Origin of the sequence: Streptomyces sp. NPDC006235, from assembly GCF_040613735.1 — a bacterium.
Lineage (GTDB): Bacteria > Actinomycetota > Actinomycetes > Streptomycetales > Streptomycetaceae > Streptomyces.
Genome location: NZ_JBEXSR010000025.1, coordinates 22,845 through 41,439 on the forward strand (window position 1 = coordinate 22,845; position 18,595 = coordinate 41,439).

Here is an 18,595-nt window from a genome sequence, read left to right on the forward strand (position 1 = left end):
GGGTGGGTCCGCAGCCCGGCGGAGCGGGGTGCCGCTGCGCCCACCCGTGCCGCCCGGGGGGGGGGCCTCCCAGGCCCTTAGGGCGCTGAGGGAGGCACGACTGCCCGCAGCGGCGGTAATGGCACTGTGCAGAACGTCAAACTTCCAGGCCTGGTTTTGTACACATACGGCTCATGACGGGCCCCCTGTAAGGAGCGATAGCCTGGTGGCGTGATCAGCGCGATAGTTCGCGGGGACGTCGTCGTCCCTGCCCTGCGCCCGGAGAGCACGGACCACATCCGTGACCGGGCGGCGGTCGCTGGTCTTCGCGGGCGGGACGGGGCTTCGAGGACTCCCGGGACGCCGAGCACCACCCGGACCGAGGCGTCGCAGAGAGCAGCCTCACACCCGTGGGGCAGCTCAAGATTGGCTCAGACACCCCCGCTCATCTCACCTTGCGGCATAGCGTCGGAACAGACCGGATACCCCGTGTCACGACGTGACGTCGTAAGCGCAGAGGCCGTACTTCCTTCTACGTCACGCAACGGCGCGCGACAGGAGCCAGAGGACAATGCAGACCAAGCTGGACGAAGCCAAGGCCGAGTTGCTCGAGAGGGCCGCCCGGGTTGCTGAGAACAGCCCGGTCGGGGGGCACCTACCGACCGGGTCGACGGGCGAGGAGACCCCAGACGCCCAGGAGGCCCCGGATCGCGAGTCCCTGCTCTCGTTCCTCCAGCGTTACTACCTGCACACGGCCCCGGAGGACCTCACCGACCGCGACCCGGTCGACGTCTTCGGAGCCGCCGTCTCGCACTACCGGCTGGCCGAAAACCGCCCCCAGGGCACGGCCAACGTGCGGGTCCACACCCCCACGGTCGAAGAGAACGGGTGGACGTGCAGCCACTCCGTGGTCGAGGTCGTCACCGACGACATGCCCTTCCTCGTCGACTCCGTCACCAATGAGCTGACGCGGCAGGGGCGCGGGATTCACGTCGTCATCCACCCGCAGTTCGTCGTGCGGCGCGATGTCACCGGCAAGCTCATCGAGGTGCTGCCCCAGTCCGCGACCGGCCTGGGTGACCTTCCGCACGACGCGCACATCGAGTCCTGGATCCACGTCGAGATCGACCGCGAGACCGACCGATCCGATCTGAAGCAGATCACCGCCGACCTGCTGCGGGTGCTGTCCGACGCCCGTGAGGCCGTCGAGGACTGGGGCAAGATGCGGGAGGCGGCGATCCGGCTGGCGGAGGGGCTGCCGGACGAGCCCATCCCCGGTGACCTGCCCGGACCCCAGGTCGAGGAGGCCCGCGAGCTGCTGCGCTGGCTGGCCGACGACCACTTCACCTTCCTCGGCTACCGCGAGTACGAGCTGCGCGGGGACGACTCGCTGGCCGCCGTGCCCGGCACCGGCCTCGGCATCCTGCGCGCCGACCCGCACCACTCCGACCAGGAGAGCCACCCGGTCAGCCCGTCCTTCGAGCGGCTGCCCGCCGACGCCCGGGCCAAGGCCCGCGAGCACAAGCTCCTCGTCCTGACCAAGGCGAACAGCCGGTCGACCGTGCACCGGCCGTCGTACCTGGACTACATCGGAGTCAAGAAGTTCGACGCCGAGGGCAATGTCATCGGCGAGCGGCGGTTCCTCGGCCTGTTCTCCTCCGCCGCCTACACCGAGTCCGTGCGCCGGGTCCCGGTCATCCGCCGCAAGGTCGAGGAGGTCCTCGAACAGGCCGGGTTCTCGCCCAACAGCCACGACGGGCGCGACCTGCTCCAGATCCTGGAGACCTACCCGCGCGACGAGCTGTTCCAGACCCCGGTCGACGAGCTGCGGGCCATCGTCACCTCCGTCCTCTACCTCCAGGAGCGCAGGCGGCTGAGGCTCTACCTGCGCCAGGACGAGTACGGGCGTTACTACTCCGCCCTCGTCTACCTCCCGCGCGACCGCTACACCACGGCCGTCCGCCTGCGGATCATCGAGATCCTCAAGGAGGAACTGGGCGGCATCAGCGTCGACTTCACGGCCTGGAACACCGAGTCGATCCTCTCCCGGCTGCACTTCGTGGTCCGCGTCCCGCAGGGCACCGAGCTGCCCGAGCTGTCCGACGCCGACAAGGAGCGCATCGAGGCCCGGCTGGTGGAGGCCGCCCGCTCCTGGGAGGACGCCTTCGCCGAGGCGCTCAACGCCGAGCTCGGCGAGGAGCAGGCGGCGGAGCTGATGCGCCGGTACGCGCACGCCTTCCCCGAGGGCTACAAGGCCGACCACAACCCGCGCGCCGCGGTCGCCGACCTCGTCCACCTCGAACAGCTCAACGCCGAGGAGGGCCAGGACTTCGCGCTCAGCCTCTACGAGCCGGTGGGCGCCGCCCCCGAGGAGCGCCGCTTCAAGATCTACCGCACGGGCGACGCCATCTCCCTGTCGGCGGTGCTGCCGGTCCTCAACCGGCTCGGCGTCGAGGTCGTCGACGAGCGGCCGTACGAACTGCGCTGCTCGGACCGGAGCGTGGCCTGGATCTACGACTTCGGCCTGCGCATGCCCCGCTCCCGCAGCGGCGGTGAGTACCTCGCCGACGACGCCCGCGAGCGGTTCCAGGACGCCTTCGCCGCCACCTGGACCGGCAAGGCGGAGAACGACGGCTTCAACGCCCTGGTGCTGAGCGCCGGGCTGACCTGGCGCCAGGCCATGGTGCTGCGGGCGTACGCGAAGTACCTGCGGCAGGCCGCCTCCACGTTCAGCCAGGACTACATGGAGGACACCCTCCGCAACAACGTCCACACCACCCGCCTGCTCGTCTCCCTGTTCGAGGCGCGGATGTCGCCGGACCGGCAGCGCGCGGGACACGAGATCGTGGACGCGCTGCTGGAGGAGGTCGACGCGGCCCTCGACCAGGTGGCCTCGCTCGACGAGGACCGGATCCTGCGGTCCTTCCTCACCGTCATCAAGGCGACACTGCGGACCAACTTCTTCCAGGAGGCGGCGGGCGGCAAGCCGCACGACTACGTCTCCATGAAGTTCGACCCGCAGGCCATCCCGGACCTTCCGGCGCCGCGCCCGGCGTTCGAGATCTGGGTGTACTCGCCGCGCGTCGAGGGCGTGCACCTGCGCTTCGGCAAGGTCGCGCGCGGGGGCTTGCGCTGGTCCGACCGCCGTGAGGACTTCCGTACGGAGATCCTCGGCCTGGTCAAGGCGCAGATGGTGAAGAACACCGTCATCGTGCCGGTCGGCGCCAAGGGCGGCTTCGTCGCCAAGCAGCTGCCCGACCCGAGCGTCGACCGCGACGCGTGGATGGCCGAGGGCATCGCCAGCTACAAGACGTTCATCTCGGCGCTGCTCGACATCACCGACAACATGGTGGCCGGCGAGGTCGTGCCCCCGGCGGACGTCGTGAGGCACGACGAGGACGACACGTACCTCGTCGTCGCCGCCGACAAGGGCACCGCGACCTTCTCCGACATCGCCAACGGGGTCGCCGAGCAGTACAACTTCTGGCTCGGTGACGCCTTCGCCTCCGGCGGCTCGGCCGGCTACGACCACAAGGGCATGGGCATCACCGCCCGCGGCGCCTGGGAGTCCGTCAAGCGGCACTTCCGCGACATGGGCGTGGACACGCAGACCGAGGACTTCACGGTCGTCGGCATCGGCGACATGTCCGGTGACGTGTTCGGCAACGGCATGCTGCTCTCCGAACACATCCGCCTGGTGGCCGCCTTCGACCACCGGCACATCTTCATCGACCCGAACCCGGACGCCGCCACCTCCTACGCCGAGCGCCGCCGCCTGTTCGAGCTGCCGCGTTCCAGCTGGGAGGACTACAACAAGGAGCTGCTGTCGGCCGGCGGCGGCATCTTCCCGCGTACGGCCAAGGCGATCCCGGTCAACGCGCACATCCGCGAGGCCCTCGGCATCGAGGCCAAGGTCACCAAGCTGACCCCGGCCGACCTGATGAAGGCGATCCTCCAGGCGCCGGTGGACCTGCTGTGGAACGGCGGCATCGGTACGTACGTCAAGTCCTCCGCCGAGTCGAACGCGGACGTCGGCGACAAGGCCAACGACTCCATCCGCGTCGACGGCAAGGACCTGCGCGTCAAGGTCGTCGGCGAGGGCGGCAACCTGGGCCTGACCCAGCTCGGCCGGATCGAGTTCGCGCTGCACGGCGGCCGGATCAACACCGACGCGATCGACAACAGCGCGGGCGTGGACACCTCCGACCACGAGGTGAACATCAAGATCCTGCTCAACGGCCTGGTCGCGGACGGCGACATGACCGTCAAGCAGCGCAACAAGCTGCTCGCCGAGATGACCGACGAGGTCGGCCGGCTGGTGCTGCGCAACAACTACGCGCAGAACACGGCGATCTCCAACGCCCTCGCCCAGTCCAAGGACATGCTCCACGCCCAGCAGCGCTTCATGAAGCACCTGGTCAGGGAGGGCCACCTCGACCGGGCGCTGGAGTTCCTGCCCACCGACCGGCAGATCCGCGAGCGGCTCGCCCAGGGGCAGGGCCTGACCAGCCCGGAGACGGCCGTCCTGCTGGCGTACACGAAGATCACGGTTGCCGAGGAGCTGCTGCACACCTCGCTGCCCGACGACCCCTACCTGCGGGGCCTGCTGCACTGCTACTTCCCGACCGCGCTGCGCGAGCAGTTCGCCGAGCGCATCGACGGCCACCCGCTGCGCCGCGAGATCACCACGACCGTCCTGGTCAACGACACGGTCAACACGGGCGGTACGACGTACCTGCACCGCCTGCGCGAGGAGACCGGCGCGTCCCTGGAGGAGATCGTCCGGGCCCAGACCGCGGCGCGGGCGATCTTCCGCTCCGCCGAGGTGTGGGACGGGGTCGAGGCGCTCGACAACAAGGCCGAGGCCGACGTGCAGACCCGTATCCGGCTGCACTCGCGCCGCCTCGTGGAGCGCGGCACGCGCTGGCTGCTCAACAACCGGCCGCAGCCGCTCCAGCTCGCCGAGACCGTCGACTTCTTCGCCGACCGCGTCGAGCAGGTCTGGACGCAGCTGCCGAAGCTGCTGCGGGGTGCGGACCTGGAGTGGTACCAGAAGATCTACGACGAGCTGACGGACGCCGGCGTCCCGGACGAACTCGCCACCCGCGTGGCCGGGTTCTCCTCCGCCTTCCCGACGCTCGACATCGTCTCGGTCGCCGACCGCATGGGCCGGGAGCCGCTGGACGTCGCCGAGGTCTACTACGACCTCGCCGACCGGCTGCGGATCACGCAGCTCATGGACCGCATCATCGAGCTGCCCCGCGCCGACCGCTGGCAGTCCATGGCCCGCGCGGCGATCCGCGAGGACCTGTACGCGGCGCACGCGGCGCTGACCGCCGACGTCCTGGCGGTGGGCAACGGCACCTCGACGCCCGAGCAGCGCTACAAGGCGTGGGAGCAGAAGAACGCGGCGATCCTCGGCCGGGCCCGCACCACGCTGGAGGAGATCCAGAGCTCCGAGGCGTTCGACCTCGCGAACCTGTCGGTCGCGATGCGGACGATGCGGACACTGCTGCGGACGCATTCGTAGCAGTACGGCGTCCTGGGCGCCCCGGGCCGATTTCCGGCCCGGGGCGCATTCTTCTTGGCGTGCGCTTTCTTCTTGGCGTGCCTTAGGGCGATTCGAGTGGAGGACTTACGGTTTCCGGCTAAGGCTTGGGGCGTGACAGTGAATCTCTCCGGGGAGCGAGCGGCCGCTCCCACCCCGCCGGTCAAGCGCGTCGTCGTCGAAGTGGTGAACTTCGCGCTGGTCGGCGGGAGCGGCGTCGCGGTGAACTTCCTGGTGTTCAACGTGCTCCTGCACGGGCTGCACCGGGCCGCCATGCCGGCGACCGTGCTGGCCAGCCTGATCGCCATGGGCACCAATTACCTCGGGTTCCGGTATTTCACCTACCGGGACAGGGCATCCCGCACCCGGCGCCAGATCGCGCTGTTCTTCGGCTTCAGCGGAATCGGCGTGGCCATGGAGAGCGGGCTGTTCTACGCCGGATACCACGGGCTCGGCCTGACCGGTCCCCTCGAGTCCAACGCGGTCAAGGCGGCCTCCATCGTGCTGGCCTCCGCCTTCCGCTTCCTCGTCTACCGCACCTGGGTGTTCCAGCACGATGCGCACCGCACCTAGACCGGCAACGCTCGCCGCGCAGGCGGCGGCCGCGGTGGTCGTCCTGCTGATGGTCCTCGTGATCGTCCGGCTGCCGTGGGCCGGGGATCTCGGCATGCACGCCGCGACCGTCCAGCGGCTGCGGCACGATCTCGTCGACCCGGGCAATCCGCTCGTCGACGCGGACACACCGAGCCCGTACTACTCGCCCTGGATGCTGGTGCTCGGCTGTGTCGCGCGGGTGAGCGGTCTGTCGGTCTTCGTGGTGCTGCGGCTGGGGGCGCTGGCCGGGCTCGCGCTGCTGCTGTCGGGGGTGTGGCGGTACGTGCGGACGCTGAGCGGCCATCGTGCCGCGCCCGCGCTGGCCGTACTGAGCCTGCTGTTCCTCTGGGGAACGGTCCTGTTCAACTGGAGCGGTTTCTACGGGCTCAACTCGCTCGCGCTGACGGTGTCGTATCCGAGCGTCTTCGCGCTGGCGCTCGCGTTCCACCTCTGGGCGTGGCTCGGACGGGCGGTGCGCGGCGACGGCAAGAGCAACGGCGACGGCGACGGTGGTCACGGTGGCGCGGGCTGGGGCGTGTGGCTCGGCCTGGGGGCGCTGTGGGCGCTGATCCTGCTGTGCCATCAGTTCTCGGGCGTGGTGGCCACGCTGGGGGCGGTCGCGACGGTGGTGGCCGCGCGGCCGGGCCGGGCGGTGTGGGTCCGGCTGGGCGGTGGACTGGTGCTGGGGCTGATCGTGCTGCTGCTGTGGCCGTACTACGACTTCTTCGCACTGGTCGGGGCCGGTACGGATCTGGAGTCGGTGCACCGGCCGTTGTACGAGGACCTGGTCGGGCGGTACTGGCTGGTGCTGCTCGGGGTGGTGGCGCTGGGGATGCGGTGGCGGCGGGACCGGTGGGATCCGCTGGTGCTGTTCTTCGTTCTGGGGGTCGTCGTGGTGACGGCGGGCGGGGTGAGCGGGCACTGGTCGTGGGGGCGGGCGCTGCCGTCGGCGTTGATTCCGGCGCAGGTGGCTGCGGCGGTGGAGGTGGGGGAGGCCGGGCGGCGGCAGGCTCGGGTGGCGTGGGCGTGTGTGCTGGGGGTGGCCTTGGCCGTGGGGGCTTGGACGCAGGTCGGGACGGTCGGGTACGTGGTGAAGCCGCGGGATCTGCCGGAAGCTGTCGCCGAGAAGTACCGGCGGCCCTGGGCCGGGTACTTCTGGACGACGCCGTGGGTGAAGTACGGGGACGTCGTGATGGCCCGGGAGGGGCGGCCGGCCCGGCAGATCCCCGCGTACGGGGCGTACACCGTGGCGCCTGGGTACCCCGACTTCTTTCTGCCGGGGGAAGGGCGGCGGGCGGCGGCTGTGCGGAGGTATTTCGGCCAGGGGACGTCGGGGCGGGAGCGCGAGGAGATTCTCCGGGAGTACGAAGTGCGGTGGGTTGTGGACAAGGAGGCCGCCGGGAAACGCGGTGTGAGGTTGCGGGAGGTGACCCGGGGGCCGGAGGGGCAGGTGTTGTACGCGGTGGTGCGATGACAGGGCTCGGCGCGCTGTGCGGCTGGTCCTGGACGCGGCCGTCAGCGGCTTCGGCGGGCGTTGAGCCGGGCGGCCTGGCGTGTCAGGTGGGCGCGCTCGGCGAGGTTGGGTGCCTGGTGGGCCGCCTCGGCGTAGAGCCGTGCCGCTGTCGCCAGATCACCGTCGCGCTCGTGGAGATACGCCGCCACCGCGGTGTGGCGGGGCAGCGAGGAGTCCAGCGCCGCGAGTGCCGCGAGGCCGGCGCGTGGTCCGTCGGCCTCCCCGACCGCGACCGCGCGGTTGAGGCGGACGACCGGGCTGTCGGTCAGGCGCGCGAGCTCGTCGTACCACTCGACGATCTGCACCCAGTCGGTCTCCTCGGCGGTGGGGGCGTCGGCGTGGAGGGCCGCGATGGCGGCCTGGGCCTGGAACTCGCCCAGCCGGTCGCGGGCGAGAGCCCCCTGAAGGATCATGATGCCCTCGGTGATCAACGCGGTGTCCCACCGGCCGCGGTCCTGCTCGGCGAGCGGCACCAGGCTGCCGTCGGGCGCGGTCCGGGCGGCACGCCGGGCGTGGTGGAGCAGCATGAGGGCGAGCAGACCGGCCACCTCGGGGTGGTCGATGGACGCGGCGAGCTGCCGGGTGAGCCGGATGGCCTCGGCGGCGAGGTCGACGTCGCCGGAGTAGCCCTCGTTGAAGACGAGGTAGAGGACGCGCAGCACGGTGGCGACGTCGCCGGGCCGGTCGAAGCGCACGCCGGAGACAGTGCGCTTGGCCCGGCTGATCCGCTGCGCCATGGTGGCCTCGGGCACCAGATAGGCCTCGGCGATCTGGCGGGTGGTCAGTCCGCCGACGGCGCGCAGCGTGAGCGCGACCGCCGATGCCGGGGTCAGCGACGGGTGGGCGCACAGGAAGTAGAGCTGGAGCGTGTCGTCCACCGCGGGTGCCCGCCCTGGCACCGGCTCCTCCTCGACACGGTCCTCACGCCGGCGGCGGGCGGCGTCGGCGCGCGTCGCGTCGAGGAACTTGCGCCAAGCCACGGTCACCAGCCAGCCCTTGGCATCCCGCGGGGGATCGGCCGGCCAGACCCGGAGCGCCTCGACCAGGGCGTCCTGCACGGCGTCCTCGGCCGCCGCGAAGTCGGCTCCGCGGCGGACGAGGACGGTGAGCACGCTCGGCGTGAGGCTCCTGAGCAGGGCCTCGTTCATCCGGGTCACCTGGGAGGTCACTCAGTGATGGTGGGCTGCACGCCGTAGAACGGGCGCAGTTCCAGCCACTCGTGGATGGGCTTCCCGCCCGCACCGGGGGCGGCCGACAGTTCCCCGGCCAGCTCCACGGCCCGCTCGTAGCTGTCGACGTCGATCACCATCCAGCCGGCGATGAGGTCCTTGGTCTCGGCGAACGGCCCGTCGGTGACCGGCGGGCGTCCCTCACCGTCGTAGCGGACCCACGTACCCTCGGGCGCCAGCGCCTGGCTGTCGACGAACTCGCCGGTCTCCTCGAGCCGGGCCGCGAAGTCGCGCATGTACTGCAGGTGGGCCGAGATCTCCTCGGGGCTCCACTGGTCCATCGGCACGTCGTTGGCCGAAGCCGGGGCGCCGCGGTAGTGCTTCAGCAGCAGGTACTTGGCCATCGTGTTCTCCTCGGGGCTGTGCGACCCATTGTGGTCGCGTTCACCCCGGGGACGGAGCCGGACGCGGGTTCTCGACATCTCCGTCGACATCCGCGTCGATTATTTTTCCCCGCCCGTTTCACCTTCTGGTGGCAAGGCCTACTTCAACGCGCTCGCCACCAGGCGGGCCGCCCGCTTCACCCGGGGCTTCGCCACCCGGCGGGTCAGCGGGCGGATCAGGGTCGCCGTCAGGCCCAGCGGTTCCCAGCGGACCTGCAGGCGGCCCGGGCCGTGTCCCTCCGGTTCCAGGGTCAGGCGGTGGTGGGGGACCTGGGTCGTCAGGGCCGGGAACGTCAGGGGTGCCAGGAGCAGACCCGTGTGGGTCACGCCCTGGTGTTCCAGGCGGAGCAAGGGGTGGCGGACTCCGGCGAAGCCGTGGAAGGGGAGGGGCGCCGCCGCCAGGTCCAGGTGGACGTGGCCCTCGAAGAGGCCGGGGCGGACGGGACAGAGGCGGAACGGGACGCGCAGACGGCTCCGGCCCGGGGCGATGAGGAGGGTCGCGCGCTGGGGGCCGACCGGGAGGCGCCGGGCCGGGTCGTACGTGCGGATGGTGAGGTCGACCGAGGCGCCGGGGCCCCGGGTGATCTCAGTGATCTCGTGGCGGAACTGGGCGCTCGGGAAGGGGCGCGTCTCCAGCTCCAGGTCGGAGATGTCCAGTTCGCGGCGGGACCATGCGGTGGACGGGATCCGGTCGCCCCAGTACGTGCGGCCGTCCCCGTCCGTCGTGACCTGCCTCGGTGCCACACCGTGGCCCAGGCCCCGGGCCGCCAGCCCGGCTTCCGGCAGGCGGCGGTCGCGGATCAGCTGGATGACCACGCGCTCGGCGCGCGGGAGGCGGGCGAACGCGCCCGGGGTGAGCGTGTCGAGGTACGGCGTGACGATGTCCGCGAAGGCGGACAGCCACTCTTCGTCCCGGTAGGGCAGGTCACCGGCGTACATCCGGAAGTCGTGCTTGAGGAACTTGTGGTCCTTGTCCTCCCGCAGCGACTCGTGCCCGCTCTCGGCCAGGAACGCGTCGATGAGGTGCTGGACGTGGACGCGGTCGCGGACGTTGGCGAGCTTGTGCCGCTGGTTGGATATCGAGGCCGCGTCCAAGGCGGCGAACGGGGCGACGTACCAGCGGTAGACCGGCTCCGGGATGATCGTGAACGCCTTGGCCAGGCAGTACGCCTGCGCCGAGAACAGCTGGTCCTCGTAGTGGATGCCCTCGGGGAAGCGCAGGCCGTGCCGGTCGAGGAAGGCGCGGGCGTACATCTTGCTGGTGGCGAGGTGCTCGAAGAGCAGCCGTGGGTCGGCCTCGATGCCCTCGAGGGTGCGGCGCTCGGCGACCAGGTGCGGCATCCACGTCGAGCGGCGGCCGTTGTCGACCCGGATCCGCTGCACCGCGCCCATCGCGAAGTCGATCTCGCGTTCGCGGTGCGCGGCGAGCAGCAGTGCGACAGCGCCCTCGGGAAGTTCGTCGTCGCTGTCGAGGAACATCAGGTACGGCGCCCGGGCGATCTCCAATGCGCGGTTGCGCGGCGCGCTGCATCCGCCGCTGTTCTTCTCCAGGCGCAGGTGCCGGATGCGGGGGTCCTCGGCGGCCAGACGGCGTGCCACCTCGGGTGTCTCATCCGTCGAGTGGTCGTCGCTGATGACGATCTCCACGTTCGAGTGGGTCTGCCGGCGGACCGAGTCGACCGCGCGGGGGAGGCGTTCGGCGTCGTTGTGGACGATGACCGTCACGGTGACGTCGGGGGTGCTCATGCGGTCGCCTCCTGCGGGGTCGGGGCCGGGGTGCGTTCCTCGATGGGCAGCACCGGCGGCAGGGACCGTTCGTCCTGGCCGAGGAAGACCCGGCGTACGACGCGTTCGGCGGCGCGTCCGTCGTCGTACTCGCAGAACCGGCGCCGGAAGACGGCCCGGGACTTCGCCGCGCCCTCGTCGCGCCAGGCGTCGGTGGCGAGGATCTCCGTCAGCTCCTCCTGGGTGCGGGCGACGGGGCCCGGGGCCTCGGCCATCAGGTCGAAGTAGACGCCGCGGGTGGTGCGGTACGTCTCCCAGTCGTCGGCGTGGATCACGATCGGCCGGTCGAGGTTGGCGTAGTCGAACATGATCGAGGAGTAGTCCGTGACCAGGGCGTCCGCCGCCAGGCACAGCTCCTCCACCGGGTCGTAGGAGGAGACGTCGATGATCCGGCCCGTGCGCCGCAGGTTGGTGAGCGGGGAGGCCGCGCCGCCGTAGAAGTAGTGGCCGCGGACGAGCAGGACCGTGTCCTCGCCGAGGCGGTCGGCGAGGGCGGCGAGGTCCAGGCGCGGGGTCCAGCCGGCCTCGTAGTCGCGGTGGGTGGGCGCGTAGAGGACGGCCCGGCGGCCCGGCGCGATGCCGAGCCTGTCGCGGACCCTGCGGACGTCCTCGGCGCCGGCCGTGTAGTAGACATCATTGCGCGGATAGCCGTGGTCGAGGGAGACGTAGTGCGACGGGTACGCGCGCTCCCACATGCGCGTGGTGTGGCTGTTGGCGGAGACGCTGTAGTCCCACTTGTCGATGCGCTCCAGCAGCGCCTGGAAGTCCAGGCCCTGCGCGGCCGCCGGGTACGCCATCTGGTCGATGCCCATGCGCTTCAGGGGCGTGCCGTGGTGGGTCTGGACGTGGATCGCGTCGGGGCGCTTGACCACCGCGTTGGGGAAGTTGACGTTGTTGACGAGGTACTTGGCGGTCGCCAGCACCTCCCAGTAGCGGCGGCTGCCGGGCACGACGTGGTCGGTGCCGGGTGGCAGCAGGGCCGCGTTCTCCTCGGTCACCACCCACACCGGGTGGATCTGCGGGGCCAGTTCGGCGAGTTTCGCGGCGATCGCGGCCGGGTTACAGGCGACGCCGCGGTTCCAGTAGGCCGCGAACACCGCCAGGTGGGGGTTGACCGGGCGGCCGAGCGCCCTGCGGTACTGGTGGTCGCGGAGCTTGGCGCCGGCCTGCCGCCTGCGGGCCCGTACGGCCGACTTGGCGGTGCGGCGGGTGCGGTTGACGGCCTGGAAGGCCCGGTACCTGCCGTAGGCGCCCTCTTCGAGCAGGGAGCGGCGGACGCCCTCCAGCCCGGCGGGGCGCCGGTAGCCCTCGGGACGGCGGCGCAGGGCGGCCAGGGACGCCCGGCGGAAGAACTCCCGCGCGACCTCCTCGGGCATGCCGCCGCGCGCGAAGGTGCGCAGGCAGTCGCGGACCATGACGTCGTAGAGCACGGCGTGGGCGGCGCGACGGTCCCGGGTGAGGTCGAGGAGCGACTCGTAGCGCTCGACCAGGCCGTAGTGCTGCTCGGGGCCGACCGGGGGCAGGCTCGCGGGGCGCAGTCGGCGGTCCTCGTAGGCGACGTGCGGCAGGCAGGCGACGCGGTCGGCGAGCAGCAGGGCGGCCAGGGCGGCGTACGGCTCGTCGTCGGTGGTGAGCCGCTGCTCGTGCGCCCGCCAGAAGTCCGCGCGCAGCACGCGGGTGCCGAGCAGCGGGGTCAGGCGCAGCAGGGGCGCGCAGTCGTCGAGGGGGACGTCGGCCCGGCCCGCCCGGGCCAGCAGGGAGCCGTCCCGGGAGGGCATGCCGGAGGTGCGCCAGGTGCTGCGGACGTGGTCCAGGAGCAGGACGTCCACCTCGCCTGGCAGCTCGGCCACTCGCTCGGCGACCGTGCGCGGGGCGCCGGCGGGCAGGCCGTCCTTGGCATGGACGAAGTGCAGCCAGCGCCCGGTGGCCCGCGCCGCGCCCGCCGCCCGGGCCGCGGCGTCGCCCGTGCCGTCCGGCAGCGGCACGACCTGTACGTCCGGGGTGTGCCGCTCGGCCGTCTCCCTGGCCCAGTCGCCGACCGCGGCCACGATGAGCTCGGCGTCCGGCAGGGGATGGGCGGCGAGGGAGTCGAGGAGTTCCGTCAGGTGGTCCTGAACGTTCGGCCCGTGGACGATGACGCTCAGCTCGGCCATCACGGGGACTCCTTCTCGCAGCGGCACCCTATGCGGTCATGGTGCCATCAATGAGGCAAAAGGGCCGATCGAGTGCGCCTCACGAGGGAACGGTGGCCTTCGGCTCCGGCTTGGCCTTGGGCGACTTGTCGCCGGTGAACGCCTCGTACTCCTTCAGGACGTCCTCCGTCGGCCCGTCCATGAGGAGTTCCCCGCGTTCCAGCCACAGCACGCGGTCACAGGTGTCGCGGATCGACTTGTTGTTGTGGCTGACCAGGAACACCGTCCCGGCGTGCTTGCGCAGCTCGCGGATGCGGTCCTCGGAACGCTTCTGGAAGGAGCGGTCGCCGGTGGCCAGGGCCTCGTCGATCAGCAGGACGTCGTGGTCCTTGGCGGCGGCGATGGAGAACCGCAGCCGCGCGGCCATGCCGGAGGAGTACGTGCGCATCGGCAGCGTGATGAAGTCGCCCTTCTCGTTGATGCCGGAGAAGTCGACGATGTCCTGGTAGCGGTCCCTGACCTGCTCGCGGGACATGCCCATGGCCAGGCCGCCGAGGTGCACGTTGCGTTCGCCGGTCAGGTCGTTCATCAGGGCCGCGTTGACGCCGAGCAGGGAGGGCTGGCCGTCGGTGTAGATATGGCCGTTCTCCACGGGGAGGAGTCCGGCGACGGCCTTCAGCAGGGTCGACTTGCCGGAGCCGTTTGTGCCGATCAGGCCGATCGCCTCGCCCCGGTAGGCGACGAAGGACACGTTCTTCACGGCGTGCACCCGGCGCACGCCCGACGCCTTCTCCGTCTGCTTGCGGCGCACGATGCGGTTGAGGGCGGCGGTCGCGGAGCCGCGTCCGGCGCCGGTGCCGTTGACGCGGTAGACGATGTCGACGCCGTCGGCGACGACGGTGGGGATCCTGTCGTTGGTGAGGTCAGCCACGGCCGTACGTCTCCTCAGCCTTCCAGAAGTAGATGAAACCGCCGACGCCGGCCACCAGCGCCCAGCCGGCGGCGAGCGCCCACACATGGGCCGGGAGCTGGCTCGCGTGGAAGCTGTCGATCAGGGCGAAGCGCATCAGGTCGATGTAGACGGCGGCCGGGTTGGCCGCCAGCGCCACCGTCACCACGTGCGGCAGGCTGTCCTTCTGCGCCAGCTTGTCGATGCTCCACATGACGCCCGAGACGTACATCCAGGTCCGCAGCACGAACGGCATCAGCTGGGCGATGTCCGGTGTCCTGGCGCCCATCCGGGCCATGACCATGGAGACGCCCGCGTTGAACGTGAACTGCAGGAACAGCGCCGGCAGCGCCAGCAGCCAGGACACGCTGACCGGCACGCCGAAGCAGAGCAGGATGACGACCAGGGCGCCCATCGAGAACAGCAGCTGCTGGAGCTGCTGGAGGCAGAACGACAGGGGCAGCGCGGCGCGCGGGAAGTGCAGGGCCCGCACCAGGCCGAGGTTGCCGGAGATGGCGCGGGTGCCCGCCATGATCGAGCTCTGCGTGAACGTCCAGATGAACACGCCCGTGACCAGGAACGGGATGTAGTCCGGTACGCCGTGCTTGGTGCCGAGCAGCACGCCGAAGATGAAGTAGTAGACCGCCGCGTTCAGCAGCGGGGTCATCACCTGCCAGACCTGGCCGAGCTTCGCCTGGCTGTACTGGGCGGTGAGCTTGGCGGTGGCGAACGCGGTGATGAAGTGGCGCCGGGCCCACAGCTGGCGGACGTACTCGGGCAGGGCGGGGCGGGCGCCGCTGACGGAGAGGCCGTGGCGGGCGGCGAGGGCCGCGAGGTCGTCGTCGGCCGGGGCCGGTGCTTGGGGCGGTGTGTGGAGGACCTGGCTCACATCCGCTGCTTTCGTTCGGGGGGTGTGGGACCTGGGGGGGTCGTGAAGAGCGAGGGGATGAGCCGGTTCTTACCGGACTCTTCACGACTTCTTACGTCGGGACGGGACCGTATCGTCGCAACGAGAGCGTATGTCGTCCGTACCTCGGAACGCAACGTCGGAACGCAACCGTTTCGTCGTGACGCCCTATGCTGTCGGCATGACGACGAAGCCCGACGAGCCCCAGCAGCCCCCGCGCCGCCGGGCCCCCGCGGGGGCCGCCGTACTGCGGGAGGACGTGACGGAAGCCATCCGGGCGGCCGTCTTCGAGGAGCTCGCGGCCGTCGGCTACGCGCGCATGTCCATCGAGGGGATCGCGCGCCGGGCCGGGGTCGGGAAGACGGCGGTGTACCGCCGCTGGCGCTCCAAGCTGCACCTGGTCCTCGACATCGTCTCGGCGCTCGCCGTGCAGGGCCTGCCCGTGCCGGACACCGGCACCCTGGAGGGCGACCTGCGGCTGCTGTACGAGGTGACGTCCCGCGCCCTGCGTCACCCCGTCGCCTCGCAGGTCATCCCCGACCTCCAGGCCGAGGCGGCCCGCAACCCCGAGATCGCCGAGGCCCTCCAGAAGGCCCTGCGCGAAGGTCAGGACGGGGTCGCGACCGGCATCGTCACGGCGGCGGAAGCCCGCGGCGAACTGAGCCCGGGCCTCGACCACGACCTGGCCCTCGACCTGATCTCCGGCCCGCTCTACTGGCGCTCGGTGGTGATCCGCAGCCCGAAGCTGCCCAAGGGGTACCTGGGGTCGCTGGCCCGGGCCACGGCGGCGGCGTTGAAGGCGCTGTAGCTCTGCCGGACGGCCCGGGTCAGCCCCGCGCCGCCTTTGGATGCAGACGCACCCAGCCCTCCCACGCCGACGTGATCATGTCCTGGACGTCGTGCCGGGCCTTCCAGCCCAGCTCCGCGGCCGCGCGCTCGGCGGAGGCGACGACCCGGGCAGGGTCGCCCGGGCGGCGGGGCGTGACCGTGGGCGGCCGGTCGTAGCCGGTCACCGCGTTGATGCGGTCGATCATCTCGCGGACGGAGACGCCCTCGCCCCGGCCGATGTTGAGCGTGAGGTCGCGGCCGGGGGAGGAGCGCAGTACCCGGGCCGCCGCGACATGGGCCTCGGCCAGGTCGACGACGTGGATGTAGTCGCGTACGCAGGTGCCGTCCGGGGTCGGGTAGTCGTCGCCGAAGACGCGCGGCGGCGCGTCTTCCGTGAGCTTCTCGAAGACCATCGGGACGAGGTTGAACACGCCGACGTCCGCGAGTTCCGGGCTCGCCGCGCCGGCCACGTTGAAGTAGCGCAGGGACGCGGTCGACAGCCCGGTCGCCCGGCCCGTCGCGCGCACCAGCCACTCACCGGCCAGCTTCGTCTCGCCGTAGGGCGACATGGGCACGCAGGGCGTCTCCTCCGTGACCAGGTCCACGTCCGGCATGCCGTACACCGCCGCCGAGGAGGAGAAGACGAAGGACGGCACCTTCGCCGCCGTCACCGCGTCCAGCAGGACCCGCAGGCCCTCGACGTTCTCCCGGTAGTAGTGCAGCGGCTGCTCGACGGACTCGCCCACCTGCTTCTTCGCCGCGAGGTGGACGACGCCGGTGACCGCGTGGTCCGCGAGGGTGCGCGCGAGCCGCTCGCCGTCCAGTGTGGAGCCCACCACCAGTGGCACCCCGTCGGACACGCGCTCGGCGATACCGGTGGACAGGTCGTCGTACACCACCGCCTGTTCGCCCGCCGCGGTCATCGCCCGTACGACGTGCGCTCCGATGTAGCCGGCGCCGCCGGTGATCAACCAGGTCATGTGCGGCTGTCCCCTCGTCAGTTGGCCCGTGGTGGTGGTACTTGTGCGGCCCGTGGTGGTGCTCGTGCCGATCGTGCCGATACGTCCTCGTGCCCTCAGTGAAGCAGGCGGCGCAGTCTTCCGCGTACGACGGACAGCACACCGCGTACGCCGGGCGCGACGCGCAGCGCCAGCGCGCCCGAGTGCGTGGCGTACGGCTGTACGAGTACCACGCCGTGCCGGGCGCTCGGGACGGCGCTGCGGCGCAGCAGACCGGTGCCCGTGAGGGCGTGCGCCGTGACGTCGCGGCTCACGCCGTCGCGGAAGCGGATCCGAAGGCGCAGGTCCCAGGTGCCCACGCCGGGCGCGGCCAGCGCCGGGAGGTCCACGGACGTCTCCGCCGACCAGGTGCCGGACGACGGCACCAGCGCGGTCGTGCGACGGACCGCCTCGTCCCCGTCGTCCCGGTGCCGCCACTCCACCTCCACCGCCTCCGGGACGGCCTGTGCCACCCGGCCGTACAGCTCGTGCAGGCGCAGCCGGAGCCGGGCGCCACGCGCGCGTGGCCGCAGCTCCGCGTCGACGGCGAGGGGCAGCACGGGCACGGGCCGGGTGAGCAGCGGCTCCAGGGAGACCTGCGGGAGGTCCTCCGACCAGACGGGCGTGCCGTCCGCGGCCCGGGCGTACGGCGGGTACAGCCGGGCCGGGCGGGCCGCCAGCTCCCGCAGCCGGGGCAGGTCGCGCGGCTCCGGGGAGGCCAGGACGACCCGCCCCGCCAGGCGGCCGGGAGCGGCCGGGTTGCGGGCCCAGTCGTCCGCGTCGTACTCGGCGAGATGCGCCCGCGTGAGCTCCCACCACGCGCGCCGGTAGGCGGCGTCGCGCAACCCCAGTTCCCGCAGGTACATCCGCAGATCGTGGTCGAGGAACTTGGCGCGCGTGACCCGCGCGAGTTCCTTCTGCCCGGCGTCCAGCAGGACCTCGTACGCCTGCCGGCACGCCTCCGTACGGGCCCGCCAGTTCTCGACGCCGGCCCGGTCCAGCGAGATCGACAGCCGCTCGGCGGACCGCCGCACGTGCCAGACGTACACCCGGTCCGGGACCAGGACGATGCGCGGGGCCGCGGCCAGCACGCGCGCGGTGAAGACCACGTCCTCGTAGGGGAAGCGGCCCTCGGGGAAGCGGATGCCGTGCTCGCGCAGGAAGCCGGTGCGGTAGAGCTTGTTGACGCAGAGCGTGTCGTGGACCAGGAGCGGGCGCTGCGCCGGGTGCGGTACCACGGCGTGCAGCGTGTACAGGCGCGCCTGCCAGGGTACTTCGCGCCCCGACGGCAGTTCCCGGCGTACGCACAGGCCGCTCGCGACCTCCGCGTGCGCGCCCGTCGCCGCGTCGAGCAGCGCGTCGACCGCTCCCGGCGGCAGCACGTCGTCGCTGTCCAGGAACATCACGTACGGCGACGTCACCGCGTCGAGCCCGGTGTTGCGCGGGGTGCCGCAGCCGCCGCTGTTGGCCCGGCGGCGGATGACCTTCAACCGGGGCTCCGACGCGGCCAGCCGGCCGAGCAGATCGGCGCTGCCGTCCGCCGAACAGTCGTCGACGGCCACGACCTCGCGCACGGCCGGGCCCTGGGCGAGCGCCGAGCGCACGGCGTCCGTCACATGGGCGGCGTCGTCGTAGCCGATGACCACGACGGCGACGTGGGGGAGCGGCCTCTCGGGGTTCTGTACGGCATGCATCACGGCGGCATTCATTACGGCGGATCGTAAGCCGGGCGAATGATATGAAAGTGGTA

12 protein-coding genes are annotated in these 18,595 nt (G+C 71.5%); 4 read left to right on the forward strand and 8 right to left on the reverse strand.

From position 1 onward, the window contains the following. Positions 1–550: 550 nt before the first annotated feature. From ABZ192_RS26255 to ABZ192_RS26265, 3 genes are all read left to right on the forward strand, one after another. The gene (locus ABZ192_RS26255) at positions 551–5,509 is read left to right on the forward strand and encodes an NAD-glutamate dehydrogenase (RefSeq protein WP_356926918.1); all 4,959 of its coding nucleotides are present in this window, start codon (positions 551–553) and stop codon (positions 5,507–5,509) included. Between the two features lie 132 nt (positions 5,510–5,641). Next, a complete protein-coding gene (locus ABZ192_RS26260; protein ID WP_356926919.1) occupies positions 5,642–6,100 on the forward strand; it encodes a GtrA family protein in 459 nt (152 codons plus the stop codon). After that, complete coding sequence (locus ABZ192_RS26265) at positions 6,084–7,595, forward strand: hypothetical protein (RefSeq protein WP_356926920.1); 1,512 nt, start codon at positions 6,084–6,086, stop codon at positions 7,593–7,595. The genes ABZ192_RS26260 and ABZ192_RS26265 overlap by 17 nt, the downstream gene beginning before the upstream one ends. A 41-nt stretch (positions 7,596–7,636) precedes the next feature. Here the strand turns inward: ABZ192_RS26265 and ABZ192_RS26270 are convergent, their stop codons facing one another. The 6 genes from ABZ192_RS26270 to ABZ192_RS26295 form a co-directional block, all read right to left on the reverse strand. Next, the gene (locus ABZ192_RS26270) at positions 7,637–8,782 is read right to left on the reverse strand and encodes a DUF6596 domain-containing protein (protein WP_356926980.1); all 1,146 of its coding nucleotides are present in this window, start codon (positions 8,780–8,782) and stop codon (positions 7,637–7,639) included. A 17-nt stretch (positions 8,783–8,799) separates the two neighbouring features. Beyond that, the gene (locus ABZ192_RS26275) at positions 8,800–9,207 is read right to left on the reverse strand and encodes a YciI family protein (RefSeq protein ID WP_356926921.1); all 408 of its coding nucleotides are present in this window, start codon (positions 9,205–9,207) and stop codon (positions 8,800–8,802) included. Positions 9,208–9,345: 138 nt separating this feature from the next. Next, positions 9,346–10,992: a glycosyltransferase family 2 protein gene (locus ABZ192_RS26280; RefSeq protein ID WP_356926922.1), complete on the reverse strand. Its 1,647-nt coding sequence runs from the start codon at positions 10,990–10,992 to the stop codon at positions 9,346–9,348. Beyond that, positions 10,989–13,184 carry a CDP-glycerol glycerophosphotransferase family protein gene (locus ABZ192_RS26285; protein ID WP_356926923.1) on the reverse strand — a complete coding sequence of 732 codons (2,196 nt, stop codon included), beginning with the start codon at positions 13,182–13,184 and terminating at the stop codon, positions 10,989–10,991. The genes ABZ192_RS26280 and ABZ192_RS26285 overlap by 4 nt, the downstream gene beginning before the upstream one ends. Positions 13,185–13,263: 79 nt before the next feature. Next, positions 13,264–14,094: an ABC transporter ATP-binding protein gene (locus ABZ192_RS26290; protein WP_356926924.1), complete on the reverse strand. Its 831-nt coding sequence runs from the start codon at positions 14,092–14,094 to the stop codon at positions 13,264–13,266. Beyond that, positions 14,087–15,001, reverse strand: coding sequence for an ABC transporter permease (locus tag ABZ192_RS26295; protein ID WP_356926925.1), 915 nt, complete (start codon positions 14,999–15,001; stop codon positions 14,087–14,089). The genes ABZ192_RS26290 and ABZ192_RS26295 overlap by 8 nt, the downstream gene beginning before the upstream one ends. Before the next feature lie 199 nt (positions 15,002–15,200). Between ABZ192_RS26295 and ABZ192_RS26300 the strand changes: the two genes are divergently transcribed. After that, positions 15,201–15,827 (forward strand): TetR/AcrR family transcriptional regulator, encoded by a 627-nt coding sequence (locus ABZ192_RS26300; RefSeq protein ID WP_356926926.1) that lies wholly within the window; start codon positions 15,201–15,203, stop codon positions 15,825–15,827. 19 nt (positions 15,828–15,846) lie between these two features. On the opposite strand, the gene galE is transcribed toward ABZ192_RS26300, so the two are convergent. Both galE and ABZ192_RS26310 read right to left on the reverse strand, forming a co-directional pair. Continuing rightward, entirely contained in the window at positions 15,847–16,827 is a 981-nt protein-coding gene (galE, locus tag ABZ192_RS26305; protein WP_356926927.1) for a UDP-glucose 4-epimerase GalE, read from the reverse strand. A 95-nt stretch (positions 16,828–16,922) separates the two neighbouring features. Further along, a complete protein-coding gene (locus tag ABZ192_RS26310) occupies positions 16,923–18,554 on the reverse strand; it encodes a glycosyltransferase family A protein (RefSeq protein ID WP_356926928.1) in 1,632 nt (543 codons plus the stop codon). Between the last annotated feature and the right edge of the window lie 41 nt (positions 18,555–18,595).